The sequence below is a fragment of the Rhodococcus sp. IEGM 1341 genome (genome assembly GCF_030056895.1).
Classification (GTDB): domain Bacteria; phylum Actinomycetota; class Actinomycetes; order Mycobacteriales; family Mycobacteriaceae; genus Rhodococcoides.
On sequence record NZ_JASHKV010000008.1, the window covers coordinates 134813 to 151630 of the forward strand.

A 16818-nucleotide genomic window follows, 5' to 3' on the forward strand; every position below is an offset into this window, starting at 1 on the left:
ACCACAGATGGCGCATCTGGTTACAGTTGTGCGAATAACAAACAACTGTGCGCTATCCGCACAAAATCGAAGGGCCGACAAGTGAACGTTGACGTCGCAGTCGCGGACGGATCCAGAGCACGGAAGGCTGCCATCGGCAGCTTCGTCGGTGCCGTGGTCGAGTGGTACGACTTCCTGCTGTACGGCATCATCGCCGCGCTGGTGTTCAACTCCCAGTTCTTTCCGAGCGTCTCGCCCGCCGTCGGCGTGATGGCCGCATTCGCCACCTTCGGCGTCGGCTTCCTCTTCCGTCCTCTCGGCGGGATCTTCTTCGGCCACTTCGGTGACCGCCTCGGGCGCAAGCGCATGCTGATCTGGACGATGCTGCTGATGGGCGTCGCAACCGCGCTGATCGGCCTGGTTCCCAACTTCGAGTCGATCGGTTGGTTCGCGCCGCTACTGCTGGTGCTGCTGCGTGCGATCCAGGGCTTCGCGGTCGGTGGCGAATGGGGTGGCGCATCGCTGATGGCCGTCGAAAGTGCGCCGGCGAAGAAGAAGGCGTTCTACAGCAGCGGCGTCCAGGTCGGCTACTCCGTCGGTCTCATCCTCGCGACCGGCGCGGTCACCATCATGAGCAACCTGCTCAGCGACGACGCATTCACCAGCTGGGGCTGGCGCGTACCGTTCCTGGCCAGCGCCGTGCTCGTACTGTTCGGCCTGTGGATCCGATCCGGTGTCGAAGAATCGCCCGTGTTCGAGCAGGCAGTCGAGGAGAGCGGCGAGAAGAAGAAGCTGCCGGTCATCCAGGCGATCACCGAGCACCCCGGTTCCTTCCTCAAGATCATCGCGCTGCGCATGGCCGAGTTGTTCACCATGTACATCGTCACCACGTTCGCCCTGAGCTACACCGTCAACGAACTCGGCTACGAGCGACAGTTCATGCTCAACGTCGCGCTGCTGGTCGGTGCCATCGGCATCCTGAGCATCCCGACCTACGCGGCCATCGCCGACCGCTTCGGCCGCAAGCCGATCTTCGTCACCGGTGCAGTCGTCGGCGCACTGGCGGCCGTACCGTTCTTCCTCTCCCTGCAGGCAGCCTCGGTCGTCGCCATCGTGATCCTCGCCGTCATCCTGGTCAATGTCTCGCACGACATGGTGGTCTCGGTGCAGCAGCCGCTGTTCACCGAAATGTTCGGCCCCGAACTGCGCTACAGCGGAGCAGGTGTCGGCTATCAGGTCGCCAGCGCGATCGCCGGTGGCTTCACCCCCTTCATCGCAGCCGCTCTGGTCAGCTGGAACGACGGCTCCTGGCACTACGTCGCGGCGTACCTGGCCCTGGGTTGCATCATCTCGGCCGTGGTCGCCGCGCTGATGAAGAACATGGGCTCCTCGGATGTCACCTCCATCTCCGATCAGGCCGCCCCTGCAGCAGAAGCCGTTGTTGCAGAGCGGGTCTCGAAGTCGGTATGAGCTCGCTGACCCTGGTCGGCTCGCACGCGTCCACAGCGATGTCACCCGCGCTGTGGACGCGTGCGTTCGAGATCGCCGACGTGCCATCCCGCTACGACGCCTGGGAGGTCGCCGATGTTGCCGACCTACCCGATGTCGAGGATGCCCTGCGGGGCGGCCGTACCGATGCTGCGAACGTGACCATGCCCTGGAAGCATTGGGCTGCAACGGTTGCCGACGAGGCGGATCCCGATGTGGTGGTGTCGGGGGTGGCGAATCTGTTGTTCCTGCGATCGGGTGCACTGTTCGCCATGAACACCGACATCGCGGCGGTACGGGCGGCGACCTCGGGACGTACCTTCGGCTCGACGCTCCTGCTCGGGGCAGGTGGCGCCGCCCATGCGGCCGCGTTCGCGCTGCGGGACCACATCGAGAGGCTGGTGGTCTCGGATGTCGACAGTCTTGCGGCGGAAAGCCTCGTGGGCGAACTCGACGGGTACGACGGTTCCGCCTCGGTCGTCGACTGGTCGGATCGAGCAGTGGATCTGGAGTGCTACGACCTGGTGATCAACGCGACGCCGATCGGCCGCGACGGCTCGGAAGATCAATTCGCCTGGGGTGCAGGTGAACTCGGGCCAACGGCGACGGTGTACGACTTCGTCTATGCCGACACGCGCAATGCCGCCGAGTCCTACGCGGCGGACCGAGGAATCGAACTGATCGACGGATGGACTCACCTGTTCCACCAGGCCGACGCCATGGTTCGCCCGCTCGGCCTGCCCGATCGGATGTCGGATGCACTGCGTCGCAGCATTCGTGAGATCTGCCCCGCTGCAGCCGGGATCAACCGATAGCGCGGAAGCGTATCTGTGTTCCCGGCGTCAGCTGCGCGGCTGCGGAGACGTCTGCCGCAGTGACAACCGCGATCACCGGATAACCGCCCGTGACGGGGTGGTCGGCGAGAAACAGCACCGGCTGCCCGGACGGCGGAACCTGAAGTGCACCCAAAACCATTCCCTCACTGGCCAATTCGTCGTCTCTCGTGCGGCGCAAGGGTTCGGCACCGTCCAGCCTGATCCCGACGCGATCGGAATCCTGCGTGACGGTCCACGACTGCTCGAGCAGAATCGATCGGGAGCGTGCAGTGAACCAGTCTGCACGTGGACCGAAGGTGATGCGCAGTGCGCCGGGTTGTGCGGGCGGTGGAACGAACTCTGCTGCAGGCCACTCGGCTTTGTCGTTCCCGACGGGCAGGGCGGTACCGGGGGAGACCACAGCCGGGCCGAGACCGGACATCGTGTCCGTCGACCGACTGCCGAGGACGGTAGGAACGCCGATCCCGCCCCGCACGGCGAGGTAGCTGCGCAGACCGCTTGTGGGCGTGGACAGTTCGAGCTCCTGCCCGGCACGGAGTGTGATGGTCGAGAACTGCCCCTGTTCTGTGCCGTCCACGCGGCAGGTCACCTGCGCCCCGGTGACGGCCACGACGGCGTCGAACTCGGCCCGGACCTTCAGTCCACCGAACGTGACTTCCAGTGTTGCGGCCTCGGCAGTGTTGCCCACCAGCCTGTTCGCTGCATCGTGCGAGAGCAGGTCTGCCGCCCCCGAGCGACCGACCCCGATCGACGCATGCCCCGGGCGACCGCGATCCTGCACGGTGCACAGCGGTCCCGTCTGCAGAACGGTGAGGGCTCTCATGTCCGCTCGAATCGGACGGTGGTGCCGGGCCGGAGCAGCGCCGGTGGGTCACGGTCGAGGTTCCACAACGGGGCGTCGGTGCGGCCGATCAGCTGCCAACCGCCCGGCGAGGAGCGCGGATAGATGCCCGAGAATTCACCTGCCAGGCCCACCGAACCGGCGGGGACGCTGGTGCGCGGCGACGAGCGGCGCGGGACGTGTAGCCGCTCATCGGTGCCGACGAGGTAGCCGAAGCCGGGTGCGAAACCACCGAACGCGACGGTCCACGTCTGATCGGTATGTGCCGCAACGACGTCCGTGGTGGACAGCCCGGTCAGACGGGCGACGTCGTCGATATCCTCGCCGTCGTAGACCACCGGGATCGTGACGGTCTCCGAGTGATCTCCATCGGGCGTCGTGGCGGGTGTCACTGCCGCGATCCAGTCCAGTATCGGTTGCTTCGGCCCGTCGAACATCACCAGCACGGTCCGAGCAGCGGGAACCAGATCGACGACGCCGGCCGGTGGGTCCAGCGTGAGCGCCCGGTAATACGCCATCGTCTCGTTCAGTCCGTCGAATTCGACGAGTGCTGCACCCTCGCCGGCAGAGAGAATGCGCATCAGACGAAAGCGGTGATATCGATGTCGTTGGCGCGGAGCAACTCCGAGACGGCAGTGGCCATCGCGACCGCGTCGGGGGAGTCGCCGTGCAGGCAGATCGACTCGGCCGCGACATCGATTCGCGAGCCGTCGATCGCCCGGGTCGTGCCGTCGGTGATCATGGTCAACACGCGCTGGGCGACGGCGTCGGGATCGGACAGTACTGCGCCGGGTTCCGAGCGCGAGACCAGCGTGCCCTGCGCGGTGTAGGCGCGGTCTGCGAAAGCCTCTGCGACGGTGCGCAGTCCGGCTCGCTCGGCTTCTTCGAGGAAGATCGAACCGGGGAGCCCCAGTACCGGCAGCGTGGGGTCGTAGGCGAGGACGGCGTCGACCACGGCCTTGGCCTGGCCGTGATGGTGCACGATCGCGTTGTACAGCGCCCCATGTGGTTTGACGTAGGCGACGGCCGATCCGGCGACCTGGGCGAGGCCGTCGAGTGCACCCATCTGATAGATCACGTCCGCGGTGAGGTCGGCGGGGGAGACGTCGAGGAAGCGTCGGCCGAACCCGGCGAGGTCGTGGTACCCCACCTGCGCTCCGATCCGCACGGCTGCGTTCGAGGCCGAACGGCACGTACTCAGCAGAGTGGTGGGATCACCGGCATGGAAGCCGCATGCAACGTTGGCGCTCGACACCAGGGCGAGCATCGCGTCGTCGTCGCCGAGAGTCCATGCACCGTAGCTTTCGCCGAGATCGGCGTTGAGATCGATGGACGTCACCCTCGACATCCTAGGCGGCGACGAGCCGTCCGGAATTGGCCTTGCGGGTTCCGCCGATCGCGCGGCAGACGAGATAGATGACGAACGAGATGGTGGTGACGAACGTCGACACCGGCAGGCCGGGGGCGAGGGAGAGCAGGATGCCGCCGACGGCGGCGACCTCGGCGAACAGAATGGACAGCAGCGTCGCCTTGAGCGGGCTGGCCGTCACTCGCGCGGCAGCGGCGGCCGGGGTGATAAGCAGCGAGAGCACCAGCAGTGCGCCGACGATCTGGACGCCCAGTGCACAAGCGACGCCGACGAGTACGGCGAACACCACCGAGAGGGCACGGACGGGAACGCCGCGGGCCAGCGCCACCTCGGGGTCGGTGCTGGCGAACAGCAGCGGCCGGTAGACGACGGTCAGCACGATCAGTACCAACACCGCACAGACCAGCAGCAGCTGGATACCGCTCTGTCCGACGCCGACGATCTGGCCGATGAGCAGCGAGAAGCTGGTTCCGGTTCGGCCGGGGTAGAGCCAGATGAACAGCACCGACAGGCCGAGGCCGAAGGACATGATGACGCCGATGACCGAGTCGCGGTCGCGGGCCTTGCTGCCGAGCAGCGCGAACATCACCGCTGCGACAACGGATCCGACGATGGCACCGAGGCCCACCGTGATTCCGACGAGCAGTGCAGCGGACGCACCGGTGAGCGAGAGTTCACTGGATCCGTGCACGGCGAACGCCCACTGACGGCTGACGATCAACGGTCCGAGTGCACCGGCGAGCAGCCCGAGAATGGCGGCCGCGATGAGTGCCTGCTGGACGAAGTCGTATGTCAGCAGGTTGGCGGTGGTGTCGAAGTCGAGCATCTTCGAGAATGCGTCGAGAACCTTCTCGTTCATGCCTTGTCTTCTCTGTCGTGCGGCACGGGTGGGTGGTGTGCGCCGGCCGAGCCGAGCGCATCGATGGAATCGCCGGTTCCGACGACGATGAGCCGGCCGCGGACCTTCAGGACCTCGACCTCGGTGCCGTAGAGCTCCGAGAGGACCTCGGTGGTCATGACGTCCTCGGGAGTTCCGATGCGGAACCGGCCGTCGACGATGTAGACGATGCGGTCGACGAGGGGGAGGATCGGGTTGATCTCGTGCGTCACGAACAACACGGCGGTCTCGTGCTCCCGCCGTCGGCGATCGATGAGGCTCGAGACCAGGGATTGGTTGGCGAGATCGAGGCTGAGCAGGGGCTCGTCGCACAGCAGTACCGACGGATCGCCGACGAGTGCCTGGGCGATGCGCAGTCGCTGCTGCTCACCGCCGGACATGGAGCCGACCGGCGCACCCGCGAACGAATTGGCGTCGACCTGATCGATCGCTCGCTGCACCGTCTCCTTGCGCCTTCGTATGCCGCGCAGGCCCATGCCCCACCGATGGCCGTCCCAGCCGAGGCCCACGAGGTCGCGTCCGCGCAGCGGCAGATCGTCGTCGATGTTGCGCTGCTGGGGGATGTAACCGACGCCCGACTGGCCGCGACGGACTGGATTGCCGTCGATCGCGGCCGTGCCGGACGTGAGGTGATTCTGGCCGAGCAACACCTTGAGCAGAGAGGTCTTACCCGAGCCGTTGGGGCCGAGAACGGCGACGAACTCACCCTTCTCGACCGTCAGGTCCAAGTTCTGCCACAGCGTGCGCTCGCCGAACGCCAGTCCGGCATCGCGCAGTTCTACAGCAGGCATGTACTACAGCTTTCCATCACGCCGGTTCGGGTCAGGAGGCGGTGGTGAGCGCGGCCTGCAGATCCGTTGCAGCCTTGGTCTGCCATTCGAGGTACGTCATGCCGGCAGGCAGCGTTTCGGTGACCTCGACGACGGGGATGCCGGCCGCCTCGCTGGTGGAACGGATGTCCTGGGTGACCGCATCCTCGGTCTGGATGTTGTAGATCAACGCGCGAACCGAGTTCGACGTGAACAGATCTCGCGTCGCAGCGATGGAAGCGGGCGAGGGATCGTTGCCCTCCTCGATGGAATCCTTGAAGTCCTCGGGAGTGCGATCGTCGAGATCGGATTCCTCGATGAGGTAATGCGCGATCGGCTCGGTCTGCGCCACCGGTGCGTTCGGGAAATCGGCGGCGATCTGCGCCGTCACGTCGGTGATGGCGTGCACCTGCTCGTGGAAAGTCTCGGCGTTGGCGGTGTACTGCGCGGCGTTGTCGGGGTCGAGCTGACCGAGCTTCTCGGCGATCTCCTCGGCGGTGTGCGCGGCGACCTCGGCGTTGTACCAGACGTGCTCGTTGACCTCACCGTGTGAATGGCCGTCCTCGCTCGCCGGTTCGGCTGCTGCATCCGAGGTGGGCTCGTCGGAGGAGTGATCATGGCTGTCGTCGAGCAGCGTGAACGCGTCGACGGACGGTACGTTCTGGCCCTCGGAGGCGAGGATGTCCTCGATGAACTCGTCGTAGCCGCCACCGTTGTAGACCACCAGCGACGCCTCGGCGACGGCGGCGGCATCGGCCGGGCTGGCCTCGTAGGAGTGCGGGTCGGCAGAGGGATCGGAGATGATCGATGTCACTGTCGCCAGGTCGCCTGCGACTGCCTCGGCGACGCTTCCCCACACGTTCGTGGATGCAACGATCGTGATCGGTCCGTCGACGGCGGTGGCCGGTGCGGATTCGGTGCTCGCGGATTCGGTGGAGCTGCACGCGCTGAGCGTGAGCGCTGCGGCGCAGGTCAGGCCCAGTACGGCCGTGAGCTTGGTCCGGGACGCGCGATGGTTGGACGACATCGATGTACTCCTGATGAGCGGAACTTGACGCTAATGGAAACCGTTACCGTTGTACTCTAGCGCGCAGTGGGGTGGCGGATCGAATCGGATGAACGCGACCTCGAGTTTCTCTGCGCCGCGTTGTGGGACTAACGTCCCGGTTATGGCCAGGTCAAGCGAACCGCGACGTCAGGCGACGTTGGCGTCGATCGCTGCCGAGCTCAAGGTTTCTCGCACCACTGTCTCGAACGCCTACAACCGACCCGATCAGCTCTCCCCGGAGCTTCGCGAACGCGTGCTCCAGGCCGCGAAACGCCGCGGCTACGCCGGTCCCGACCCGGTCGCCCGATCGTTGCGCACCCGTAAAGCAGGTGCCATCGGGCTGCTCCTCACCGAAGCGCTCAGTTACTCCTTCCGCGACCCAGCCGCGATGAGCTTCCTCGCCGGACTCGCCGAATCCTGCGAAGCCGCCGGACAGGGCCTGCTGCTGATCCCCGCCGGAGCCGAACGCGACGACGTGCAAGCAGCTGCCGTGGTGCAACAGGCAGGAGTCGACGGATTCGTCGTCTACTCCGTCGCCGACGACGACCCCTACCTCGCTGCCGTGCGCGAGCGCCACCTACCGATCGTCGTGTGCGACCAGCCCCGCAACATCCCCGAAGCCGCCCTCGTCGCCATCGACGATCGCGGCGCGATGAAAATGCTTGCCGCACATCTGATCGCGCTCGGTCACGAACACCTCGCGGTACTGTGCATGCGGCTCGGACGCGACCGCCGCGACGGCGTCGTACCCCCGGGGCGGTTGGCGGACAGTCACTTCCACGTCCAACGCGAACGCATCGCCGGAGTTCAGGCCGCCATGATCGACGCCGGACTCGACCCCGACACCCTCACCGTCGTCGAACGCTTCGACCACACCGTTCGCTCCGGCCACTCCGCCGCCGCCCAAGCACTGCAGGCCAACCGCGAAACCACCGCACTGCTGTGCACCACCGACGTCATCGCCCTCGGCGCACTCAACTTCGCCCGGGTCTCCGGAATCGATGTGCCGAGCCAACTCTCGGTCACCGGATTCGACGGCATTTCCGACGCCATCCGCGAAAACCTCACCACCGTGCGCCAGGACGCCGAGGAGAAAGGCCGTCGAGCAGGGAAACTGGTGCTCTCGTCCTCGCACTCGGGCATCGTCGCCGCCGAAACATTGCCGACCGAACTCTTCCGCGGACGAACCGCAGGACCGCCGCCGAAACAGCCGCCCGCAATCGCCTGAACTGCCCCTCGCCCGTTCGCCCCCCCGTTCGCGTCAATGGACCATTGCACGGCTCAGACGTATGCAGGGTGCCATTCACGCAGCGGACCCCAGTGGGTGAATGAACCACTGCACCGGTCAGACGTATGCAGTGGTCCATTGACGCAGACGGGGTGAGCCCTAGGCGCTGAGCAATCTCGCGCAACGCAGTAGACCCAGGTGACTGTAGGCCTGGGGATGGTTGCCGAGTGATCGTTCGGCGATGGGGTCGTATTCCTCACTGAGCAGTCCGGTGGGGCCTGCGGCGCTGACGAGCTGGGCGAACAGTGCTTCGGCCTCGGCGCGTTGTCCCACCAGTAGGTAGGCCTCCACGAGCCAGGCGGCGCAGAGGTGGAAGCCGCCCTCGCCGCCGGGCAGGCCGTCGTCGTGGCGGTAGCGGTAGACGGTCGAGCCGCTGCGCAGTTCGGCTTCGGTGGCAGTGACGGTGGCCGCGAAGCGGGGGTCGGCCGGGTCGATCAGTCCGGACAATCCGATGAACAGCGTCGCGGCGTCGAGGTCGGTGCCGTCGTACGCGGCGGTGAAGGACTGCACTTCCTCGTTCCAGCCGTTGGCGAGTACTTCCTCGCGGATGGTGTCGCGCAACGATGCCCAACCGGGTTCTGTTGTACGACCGAAGGTTTCGGCCAGACCGATGGCGCGATCGACGGTGATCCAACCCATCACCTTGGAGTAGACGTGGTGCCGGGGGTTGTCTCGAATCTCCCAGATGCCGTGGTCGGGCTCGAACCAGCGACGCTCGACGGCCTCGACCATGGCGCGGACGAGTTCCCAATCGTCGTCGGACAGGCCGTTCTCGGAACCCTTGGCCTTGCGTGCGTGGGCGAGGGCGGAGACCAATTCGACGATCGGGCCGAAGACGTCGAGCTGAACCTGTTGGTTCGCAGCATTTCCCACGCGCACCGGACGTGAGCCGGCATAGCCGGGCAGCTCGTCGATGACAGCCTCTGGTGGTAGCCCGAGACCCCAGATGGTGTAGAGCGGGTGCAGACGCTCGGGGCCGGAGACCGACTCGAGTACCCCGTGAATCCAGGAGAGGTAGTTCTCGGCCTCGGCCGTCGACCCTACGTCGACCAGCGCGGCTGCGGTGAGTGCGGCGTCGCGCAGCCAGCAGTATCGGTAGTCCCAGTTGCGCACTCCGCCGATGTCTTCGGGTAGCGAGGTGGTGGCTGCGGCCATGATCGAGCCGGACTCCGCGTGGACGAGGCCGCGGAGGGTCAGTGCCGATCGCTTCATCAGATCGCGCTTGAGCGGCGGCAGGTCCAGGCCGTCGGCCCAGTCCTTCCAGTACGCCTCCGACGCGCGGCGACGCTCCACCTCGTCCCACGGGTGCTCGCTCAGATCGTCTGTGCCGAGCCGCAATTCGAGAACGATCGGCCCGTTGGACGGATCGACCTCGGCGTGCGCGGCCTGCTGCGAACCGTCGGAAACGATGTTCCAGGTGACGCCGGGACTGCGCAGCACCATCGGATCTGCCGTACCGAGAATGCGCAGGCCGTCGACATCGGGTTCGAGTGAGGCCCAGGCCTTTCCGAATTCCGGACGCGGTGCGAAAGTCACCACGGCGGTGGCCTTGCCGGTGATGACTCGCGTCAGCGCGGTCTGGCCCTGGCCGATGTCGTGCGGCAGATAATCGGTGACCTGCAGGCTGGCCCACTTGGTCTGCACCGTCATCGTGCCGTCCACGTACTGCTGACTCAACGGAAGCGATGCGCGGGTGGGTCCGACGCTGAAGTGGCCGGCCTGATCGCCGCCGAGGAGGTGTGCGAACACGGCTGCGGAATCGGGTTCGGGGTGACACAGCCAGGTGACGTCGGCGTCGGGGGTCAGCAGGGCAACGGCATTGGGGCTGGCGAGCATCGTCAGTCGTTCGATGCGCGGGGCGTCGGCTCCCGAAAGCCACTGTCGTCGCTCCTCGAGCAGGAATGCCAGGGCGAGCGCGACCTGCTCGGTGCTGTCGATGCGAAATTCCGCGAGCGTGTCTCCCGGTCCGATCTTGACGCCGATGTCCGGCCCGTGCAGGTGTCCGAAGGCCTTCTCGTCGGTGACGTCGTCGCCGAAAAAGACTGCGGCAGTAGCGGCTTCCTGGTGACGAAGGATGTCGAGGGCGACGCCCTTGTCGGTGACGATGACTGCCAGTTCGATGACGGATTTGCCCTCGGTGACCTGAACGCCGTCCCGCGCCGCCGCACCGGATCGCACTGCTGCGAGGGCTTCGTCACCGGCGGCGGTCTCGGCGTTGCGGACGTGCAGCGCGACGCTGGCCGGCTTGGTCTCGATGCTGACGCCGGGATGGGCGTCGGCGATGGCCTGCAGTTCGCCGGTGATGACGGTGAGGAGCTTCTTGGCGTTGTCGTCGATGGCGTTGACGAACCCGGCGTCGAACTCGCTGCCGTGGCTGCCCACCAGCTGCACCTCGGACGGCAGGCGCGAAAGGATCGCGAGATCGCGGAGGGCACGCCCGGAGATGACGGCAGCGTTGGTGCCGGCGAGGGAGGCGAGCCCGCGCATGGCGCTGACCGACTCGGGGTGCGGGAAGGCCTTCTGCGGGTCGGAGACGATCGGCGCCATGGTGCCGTCGTAATCGGACGCGACGAGTAGACGCGGAGTCCGAGCTACTCCAACGAGCGCGCGGCGAAGTTCGAGCGGCAATTCGAGAGCAGTCACCCGTCGAATCTAGGCGATGAACCCCGCCTCGGCGTACCTGGCTTTGTGCGCGGGATGTATCACTGCTGGTCGGGGACCAGACCGGGTGACGGAGTCACTCCGGAGGCCGCCGACATCGAGGCGGCGGACTTGGTGACGATGGCCAACATGGCTCGCTGCGCGCCGTCGGCGTCGCCGGATTGGATCGACGACGCGACCACGCCGTGCAGTCGGATCGCCTCCGGGTCGGCCTGCCGCGACATCAGGGCATGGCGGGTGCGGCCGGCGAGCACCTCCACCACGATGTCGGACATCGAGCGCAACATCGGGTTGCCCGACGCCGCGAGCAACGTGCGATGGAAATTGCTGTCGTGTTCGAGGTAGGCGTCGGAGTCAGCGGCCCGGGACGTCGACGACATTCCGATGACGGCGGCCGTCAGCGCGCCGCATTGCTCGGGCGTTGCTCGATGCGCGGCGAGCTTGGCTGCCAAAGGCTCGATCCCCGAACGTAATTCGCTGAGCAGCAGCAACTGCTCGGCGCGGGCCGGCCCGGCCAGTTGCCAGCGGATGACCACCGGGTCCAGGGAGTTCCAGTTCTGCGAGCCCTGCACGGTGATCCCCACGCGTCGACGCACGGTGAGCAACCCCAGCGATTCCAGGACGCGGACCACTTCCCGGACGACGGTCCGTGACACGGTGAACCGCACGGCGACGTCGTCGGCCGAGATTCGGGTCCCGCTCGGGATCGCGCCGCTGACGATGTCGCGACCGAGCTCGTCGAGCACCGAATCGTGCAGCTGGCGGAAGTCGCTGGTCTCGCTCATGTCCGACCGATCGTCCCACGCCTTGCCCGGTTTCTCGCGTCTGTCCGGTCCACCCGAGCGAGATGGAGCAGTATCGAGGGATGGCAGCACAGACGACAGGCAGAGCACATCATCCGGTTCTCGTGGTGATGGGAGTGTCCGGTTCGGGTAAATCCACAGTGGCGGGCATCCTCGCCGGAGCCTTGAAATGGGACCTGCAAGAAGGCGACGACCTGCACCCGGACGCCAACGTGGCGAAGATGGCGTCGGGTCAGCCACTGACCGACGAGGACAGGTGGCCATGGCTCGACGTGATCGCGGAGTGGATCACCGAGCACACCTCCACGGGTCGGTCGGGAATCGTGACGTGCTCGGCCCTCAAGCGGTCGTACCGAGACGTGCTGAGCGCCGCATCGAGGGACGGGGCCGAGGTGATCTTCGTGCATCTGGCCGGCACCAAGGACCGAATCAGCGGACGCCTCAACGCTCGGATGGATCACTTCATGCCGTCCTCGCTGCTCGATACGCAGATCTCGACGCTCGAGCCACTCGGTGACGACGAGAACGCGATCGTCGTCGACATCGGACCGCCGCCGACCAAGATCGCCGAGCGCATTCTCGTCGAGCTCGAAAAGCGTGCGGGCATGTCGGAGAGTCACTGATCGCCGTTTCGTATCTGCCACGGGGGATCAATGTGATTTCCAGTCGGTCTGACTGCGGCAATGCGACATTCATCCGGGCCTGGGGCCGCAAACGGGGCGCAGATCTGCTCACGGCTGTCCTGAACGTGCATATTTCAAGCAAGCGCGCTTGCTTTTAAGTACTACGAATGACCGAAAGGACTTGTAAAAGTATGACGAATGCGAGATAGTGAGCTTGTTCACTTTTTCAGTGAGGAGACAGCTCATGGTGCGAGGCGCACCCGCCAGGCCGGTCCAACTTCCCGTTCCCAATGCTGACGTCTGGGACTGGCAACTCGACGGTCTGTGTCGCGGATTGGACTCGTCCGTGTTCTTCCATCCCGAAGGTGAACGAGGCCGCGCTCGCACCTCGCGTGAGAAATCCGCCAAGCAGGTCTGCGGCCGCTGCCCGGTACTCGAACAGTGCCGCCAGCACGCCCTCGAGGCGAATGAGCCCTACGGCGTATGGGGCGGAATGTCCGCACACGATCGCGCCGACTTCTACCGCGGAGCCGTTCGTACCGCTTGATCTCTGAGCGGCCTCGGTGCGCTCGCATGCGCCCGGGAAGAATCGTTCATCGTCGGACGCTAGATCGTCCGTGTCGGTACTGCGCCCTCGACTCTCGCCTGCCGTGGATTTCATTTCCGGTGGCGACGTCGGCCCCGAGGGCTCGGCCGATGTCGCATCTCGTGTCGGCCACTTCCGTCTGAAGTGCCACGTGCTTTTCGCGAGCGATTCCGATGTACTGCTGAATGCGTTGTGACGCAACCGAAGTCGCCGGTCGACTCGATCTCGGTCCATGTCCGCTGGTCGTGTGGCAAGGCGTCGGTCGATGATCGTTTCTCGCGGTTTCGGAAGCTTTCGCAGAACGTGGGTGCACGGGCATGGTTGCTCGGCACCCGCATTTTCCTTGCGGGATCGAGCCCGGTGTGCAAATGTAAGTGGGCGCTCACTTGCATTTGGAGGAATCATGATCGTCAGCACGGAAACGCTCAGACGGGAGTTCGGCTCCCTCACCGCAGTCGATGACCTGAATCTGCAACTGCCCGCCGGTGGGGTGATCGGACTGGTCGGCCCCAACGGTTCCGGAAAATCCACCCTCATTCGCATGCTGCTCGGACTGATCGCTCCGACCGGCGGCTCGGCGTCCGTACTGGGCGAGAGCATCGAGCGTCCCAGCCGATACGCCGGGAAGGTCGGTGCGCTGATCGAAGCACCCGCTTTCGTTCCTGCACTGTCGGCCCGAGCCAATCTCGGTTCCATTGCTGCACTGCGAGGAATCCCGCGATCGCGGGTGAACGATGTGCTCGACATCGTCGGACTGGCAGGGCGAGGGTCCGAACCCGTCAAGCGATTTTCACTCGGTATGAAGCAGCGCCTGGGCATCGCCGCGGCACTTCTGCCCGACCCGACCCTGCTCATTCTCGACGAGCCGACCAACGGGCTCGACCCAGCCGGAATCGTCGAGATCCGAGCACTGCTGCAGAGACTGGGAACGGAGGGCCGCACCGTCGTGGTGTCCTCGCATCAGATGACGGAAATCGAGTCCATCTGCTCGTATGTCGTGGTGATCCGCTTCGGCGTCCTGATGTTCTCCGGGCCCATCTCGGAGCTGATGGAACGCGCCGACACCACAGTCGACATTGCAGCCGAACATGACATCGACACCTCGAGACTGCGTGATGCACTGACCCGAAACGGATGGACAGTGTCCCCGAAATCCGCTGAAACGTTGAGTGTTTCGGCCGGAGCCGCGGATGCGGCGAGGATCAACCGCGTTGCCGCCGAAGCCGGAGTGACACTGCGAACGCTCGCCGTGCACAGAGACGGCCTGGAAGCGGTGTTTCTGGCCATGACCGGTTCGGACGACAAAGAACTGGCTCGAGACCGCGACGCTGCCCTGAGCGGACGCGACACGGCTGGAGCGCGACGATGATCGGCGTCGTGCGCAGTGAATCGGTACGCATCGGTCGGCGTGGCATCGTCCTCGGGTGGCTCGGACTGACAGCCGTGTTCGCTGTGTTGATCAACTTCGTCATGTTCAACGTCGTCCCGCAGGACGGCACCTCGATGACGGACGGTCCCGGCGTGGCGTTCCCCACCGCGCAGACGCTGTTGTCCGCGGACGGGATCATCGCCGGACTCGGTGCCGCAGCGTCGTTCTTCGGGGTGGTCACTCTCGCGTTCTGGGCACTGGCGACCGCAGGCGACTACAGCACGGGACTGGTCCGCATCCTCGTCGCCGCAGAACCACGCCGATGGCGACTGCTCCTCGGCAAGTGGATCGCCCTCGCCGCCGCCACGGCTGCCGTCAGTGCAGCTGCAACCGTCGTCAACGTCGTGGTCGCACCGATAGCCGCGCAGGCCGGAGGGTACGCGCCCGACGCATGGAGCGATGGCACAGTCGGCGTGGTGCTCACCGCGTACCTGCACCTGTATCTCTCGCTGCTCGTGTGGGGAACCCTCGGTCTGGCACTGGCAACTTTCACTCGCTCCGCCGGAATCGCGATCGGAGTAGGAGTCGGTTACGTCCTGTTGGTCGAGGCCATCATCGCAGCGGTCGCCGGTGACGCGGCGGACTGGCTTCCCGGGTCGGTCCTCACCGCTCTCGCACAGGGCGGAAACGCCGCAATGACACTGGCGGTGGCGTCCGTCGTCGGTGCGGCGTACGTAATCGTGGCGCTGTCGGCGTCGTTCACGGTGTTCCGACGCCGCGACATCACCGACTGAACACCGTCGACGAGAGTCCGCGGAATCGAACACGGGAGAATGAGGGCATGCAAGAGCGATCCAAGCGCACCCAGGACGCGTTGATTCATGCCACGACCGAGCTGGTGGCCGAGGTCGGCTATCACCGGGCCACCACCAGAGCAATTGCCGAGCGCGCAGGAGTGTCCGAAGGCACCATCTATCGACACTTTCCCGACAAGCAAGCACTGTTCGCAGCGGCAGTACTCGCAGGTCAGCGCGAGGTCACCGAATGGATGGCGCAACTACCTGGGCGCGCCGGGACGGCACCCATCGTGGACCTGCTCGAGGAGACGTTCACCCAACTCTCTCGACTTCGAGAGGCAGTTCTCCCGATGAACGACGCGGTACCGGTTGCCCGGCCGAATCTCACGGCCGACCAGCTCCAGGAAAAGGTGCGCGAGGCGGGCGGTCCACCACTTCTTCTCTCGGATTACATCGCAGCAGAGAGCAGTCTCGGAAACCTGCCGGAGACACTGGACCCGACCCGGACGTCAGTGATGATTCTGTCGTCTTTCCTGGGCGTTCAGACCAGCCCCCTCGCCGGTACCGACGGGCTCGACGACAGCGACATTCGGGGCTTCGCCGAATTCGTCGTGCACGGTCTCGTCGCGGAAGCTCGCTAGCCGGCTTCGACCACACCGAACTTGTCGGTGGGTTCGTGTTTCATGACGATCCATGAACAAGGTCCTGCGTGCGACGCTCGTCAGTGCGGTCGTCATCACCACCGTCATCGGCATTGCGTCCTTCGTGCTCAGTTTCGCTGCACTGTGGGATCTGGCCACGATGGCAGGCGTTCCACGCTCGCTGTCCTGGCTGTGGCCGGTGATCGTCGACGGCACCATCCTGCAGGCCACGATCTCCGTGATTGCGCTCGCCCAATTCGAAGATCAACGCAGTGGTCGACGCTTCTTCTGGGGTGTGTTGATCACGGCAGCTCTGGTGAGTATCGGCGCAAATGCCATGCACGCCTTCATCTCCGACGCAGGCACACTGCATCCGGCCCTGTCGGCGGCAATTGCAACCGTCGCCCCGGTGAGCTTGTTGGCCGCGACCCACGGGCTCGGCATCCTCGTCCGGGTACCGGCGGAACTGCCGAAGACCATCGACATCGCCGACGAAGAACCCGCCGTCGAGGAGGTGGCTATCGTCCCGAGAACAGAACCCGTGACACCTGCAGCCGAACTCACCACCCCGGATATACCGGCACCCGCGCCGATCGAGCGCACCGAGCCGGTCCGCACCGAGCCCGTCCTCACCGAGCCGGTCCGCAGCGAACACCGCCCACCTGAATCTTCGGTCACCTCGGTGCGCACGGTCGAGCCACTCGACGAGGTCGATCGCTGGATTCTCGACGAGGAACGGGTGGACGATCTCTATCCCGTCGACGCCCCGTGACACCCGGTGG

17 protein-coding genes are annotated in these 16818 nt (G+C 65.6%); 9 read left to right on the forward strand and 8 right to left on the reverse strand.

The annotated features are described in order from the left end of the window. Positions 1 to 81 precede the first annotated feature (81 nt). Positions 82 to 1449, forward strand: coding sequence for a shikimate transporter (gene shiA, locus QM615_RS17640; protein WP_068053766.1), 1368 nt, complete (start codon positions 82 to 84; stop codon positions 1447 to 1449). Further along, on the forward strand, positions 1446 to 2282 hold the full coding sequence (locus QM615_RS17645) for a shikimate dehydrogenase family protein (protein ID WP_149406479.1): 837 nt from the start codon (positions 1446 to 1448) through the stop codon (positions 2280 to 2282). Before shiA ends, QM615_RS17645 begins: the two co-directional genes overlap by 4 nt. Here the strand turns inward: QM615_RS17645 and QM615_RS17650 are convergent. From QM615_RS17650 to QM615_RS17675, 6 genes are read right to left on the reverse strand one after another with little or no spacing between them, the layout of a single operon-like run. Further along, positions 2272 to 3126, reverse strand: a complete 855-nt coding sequence (locus QM615_RS17650; protein WP_149406480.1) for a 5-oxoprolinase subunit C family protein — start codon at positions 3124 to 3126, stop codon at positions 2272 to 2274. The two genes, QM615_RS17645 and QM615_RS17650, sit on opposite strands and share 11 nt — an antisense overlap. After that, positions 3123 to 3725 (reverse strand): 5-oxoprolinase subunit PxpB, encoded by a 603-nt coding sequence (gene pxpB / locus QM615_RS17655; RefSeq protein ID WP_149406481.1) that lies wholly within the window; start codon positions 3723 to 3725, stop codon positions 3123 to 3125. The genes QM615_RS17650 and pxpB overlap by 4 nt, the downstream gene beginning before the upstream one ends. Next, positions 3725 to 4483, reverse strand: coding sequence for a LamB/YcsF family protein (locus QM615_RS17660; RefSeq protein WP_149406482.1), 759 nt, complete (start codon positions 4481 to 4483; stop codon positions 3725 to 3727). Before QM615_RS17660 ends, pxpB begins: the two co-directional genes overlap by 1 nt. A gap of 10 nt (positions 4484 to 4493) precedes the next feature. Next, complete coding sequence (locus tag QM615_RS17665; protein WP_068053774.1) at positions 4494 to 5372, reverse strand: metal ABC transporter permease; 879 nt, start codon at positions 5370 to 5372, stop codon at positions 4494 to 4496. Then, positions 5369 to 6202, reverse strand: a complete 834-nt coding sequence (locus QM615_RS17670) for a metal ABC transporter ATP-binding protein (protein WP_094640928.1) — start codon at positions 6200 to 6202, stop codon at positions 5369 to 5371. The genes QM615_RS17665 and QM615_RS17670 overlap by 4 nt, the downstream gene beginning before the upstream one ends. Positions 6203 to 6233: 31 nt before the next feature. Beyond that, positions 6234 to 7247, reverse strand: coding sequence for a metal ABC transporter solute-binding protein, Zn/Mn family (locus QM615_RS17675; RefSeq protein ID WP_149406483.1), 1014 nt, complete (start codon positions 7245 to 7247; stop codon positions 6234 to 6236). Positions 7248 to 7389: 142 nt separating this feature from the next. On the opposite strand from QM615_RS17675, the gene QM615_RS17680 reads away from it, so the two are divergent. Beyond that, positions 7390 to 8496, forward strand: a complete 1107-nt coding sequence (locus QM615_RS17680) for a LacI family DNA-binding transcriptional regulator (protein WP_068053785.1) — start codon at positions 7390 to 7392, stop codon at positions 8494 to 8496. A gap of 159 nt (positions 8497 to 8655) precedes the next feature. On the opposite strand, the gene otsB is transcribed toward QM615_RS17680, so the two are convergent. Both otsB and QM615_RS17690 read right to left on the reverse strand, forming a co-directional pair. Continuing rightward, on the reverse strand, positions 8656 to 11199 hold the full coding sequence (otsB, locus tag QM615_RS17685) for a trehalose-phosphatase (protein WP_149406484.1): 2544 nt from the start codon (positions 11197 to 11199) through the stop codon (positions 8656 to 8658). A gap of 59 nt (positions 11200 to 11258) precedes the next feature. Continuing rightward, positions 11259 to 12002: a FadR/GntR family transcriptional regulator gene (locus QM615_RS17690; RefSeq protein ID WP_037190693.1), complete on the reverse strand. Its 744-nt coding sequence runs from the start codon at positions 12000 to 12002 to the stop codon at positions 11259 to 11261. A gap of 80 nt (positions 12003 to 12082) precedes the next feature. Here QM615_RS17690 and QM615_RS17695 point away from each other — a divergent pair, with 80 nt between their 5' ends. The 6 genes from QM615_RS17695 (at position 12083) to QM615_RS17720 (ending at position 16808) form a co-directional block, all read left to right on the forward strand. Further along, the gene (locus QM615_RS17695) at positions 12083 to 12643 is read left to right on the forward strand and encodes a gluconokinase (RefSeq protein ID WP_068053791.1); all 561 of its coding nucleotides are present in this window, start codon (positions 12083 to 12085) and stop codon (positions 12641 to 12643) included. Between the two features lie 244 nt (positions 12644 to 12887). Then, on the forward strand, positions 12888 to 13190 hold the full coding sequence (locus QM615_RS17700) for a WhiB family transcriptional regulator (RefSeq protein WP_008713079.1): 303 nt from the start codon (positions 12888 to 12890) through the stop codon (positions 13188 to 13190). Between the two features lie 442 nt (positions 13191 to 13632). Next, a complete protein-coding gene (locus tag QM615_RS17705) occupies positions 13633 to 14598 on the forward strand; it encodes an ABC transporter ATP-binding protein (protein ID WP_188078690.1) in 966 nt (321 codons plus the stop codon). Then, on the forward strand, positions 14595 to 15392 hold the full coding sequence (locus QM615_RS17710) for a DUF2705 family protein (protein ID WP_149406486.1): 798 nt from the start codon (positions 14595 to 14597) through the stop codon (positions 15390 to 15392). Before QM615_RS17705 ends, QM615_RS17710 begins: the two co-directional genes overlap by 4 nt. 47 nt (positions 15393 to 15439) lie before the next feature. Then, positions 15440 to 16036: a TetR/AcrR family transcriptional regulator gene (locus tag QM615_RS17715; protein ID WP_149406487.1), complete on the forward strand. Its 597-nt coding sequence runs from the start codon at positions 15440 to 15442 to the stop codon at positions 16034 to 16036. A 52-nt stretch (positions 16037 to 16088) separates the two neighbouring features. Continuing rightward, positions 16089 to 16808 (forward strand): DUF2637 domain-containing protein, encoded by a 720-nt coding sequence (locus tag QM615_RS17720; protein ID WP_149406488.1) that lies wholly within the window; start codon positions 16089 to 16091, stop codon positions 16806 to 16808. The last annotated feature ends 10 nt before the right edge of the window (positions 16809 to 16818 follow it).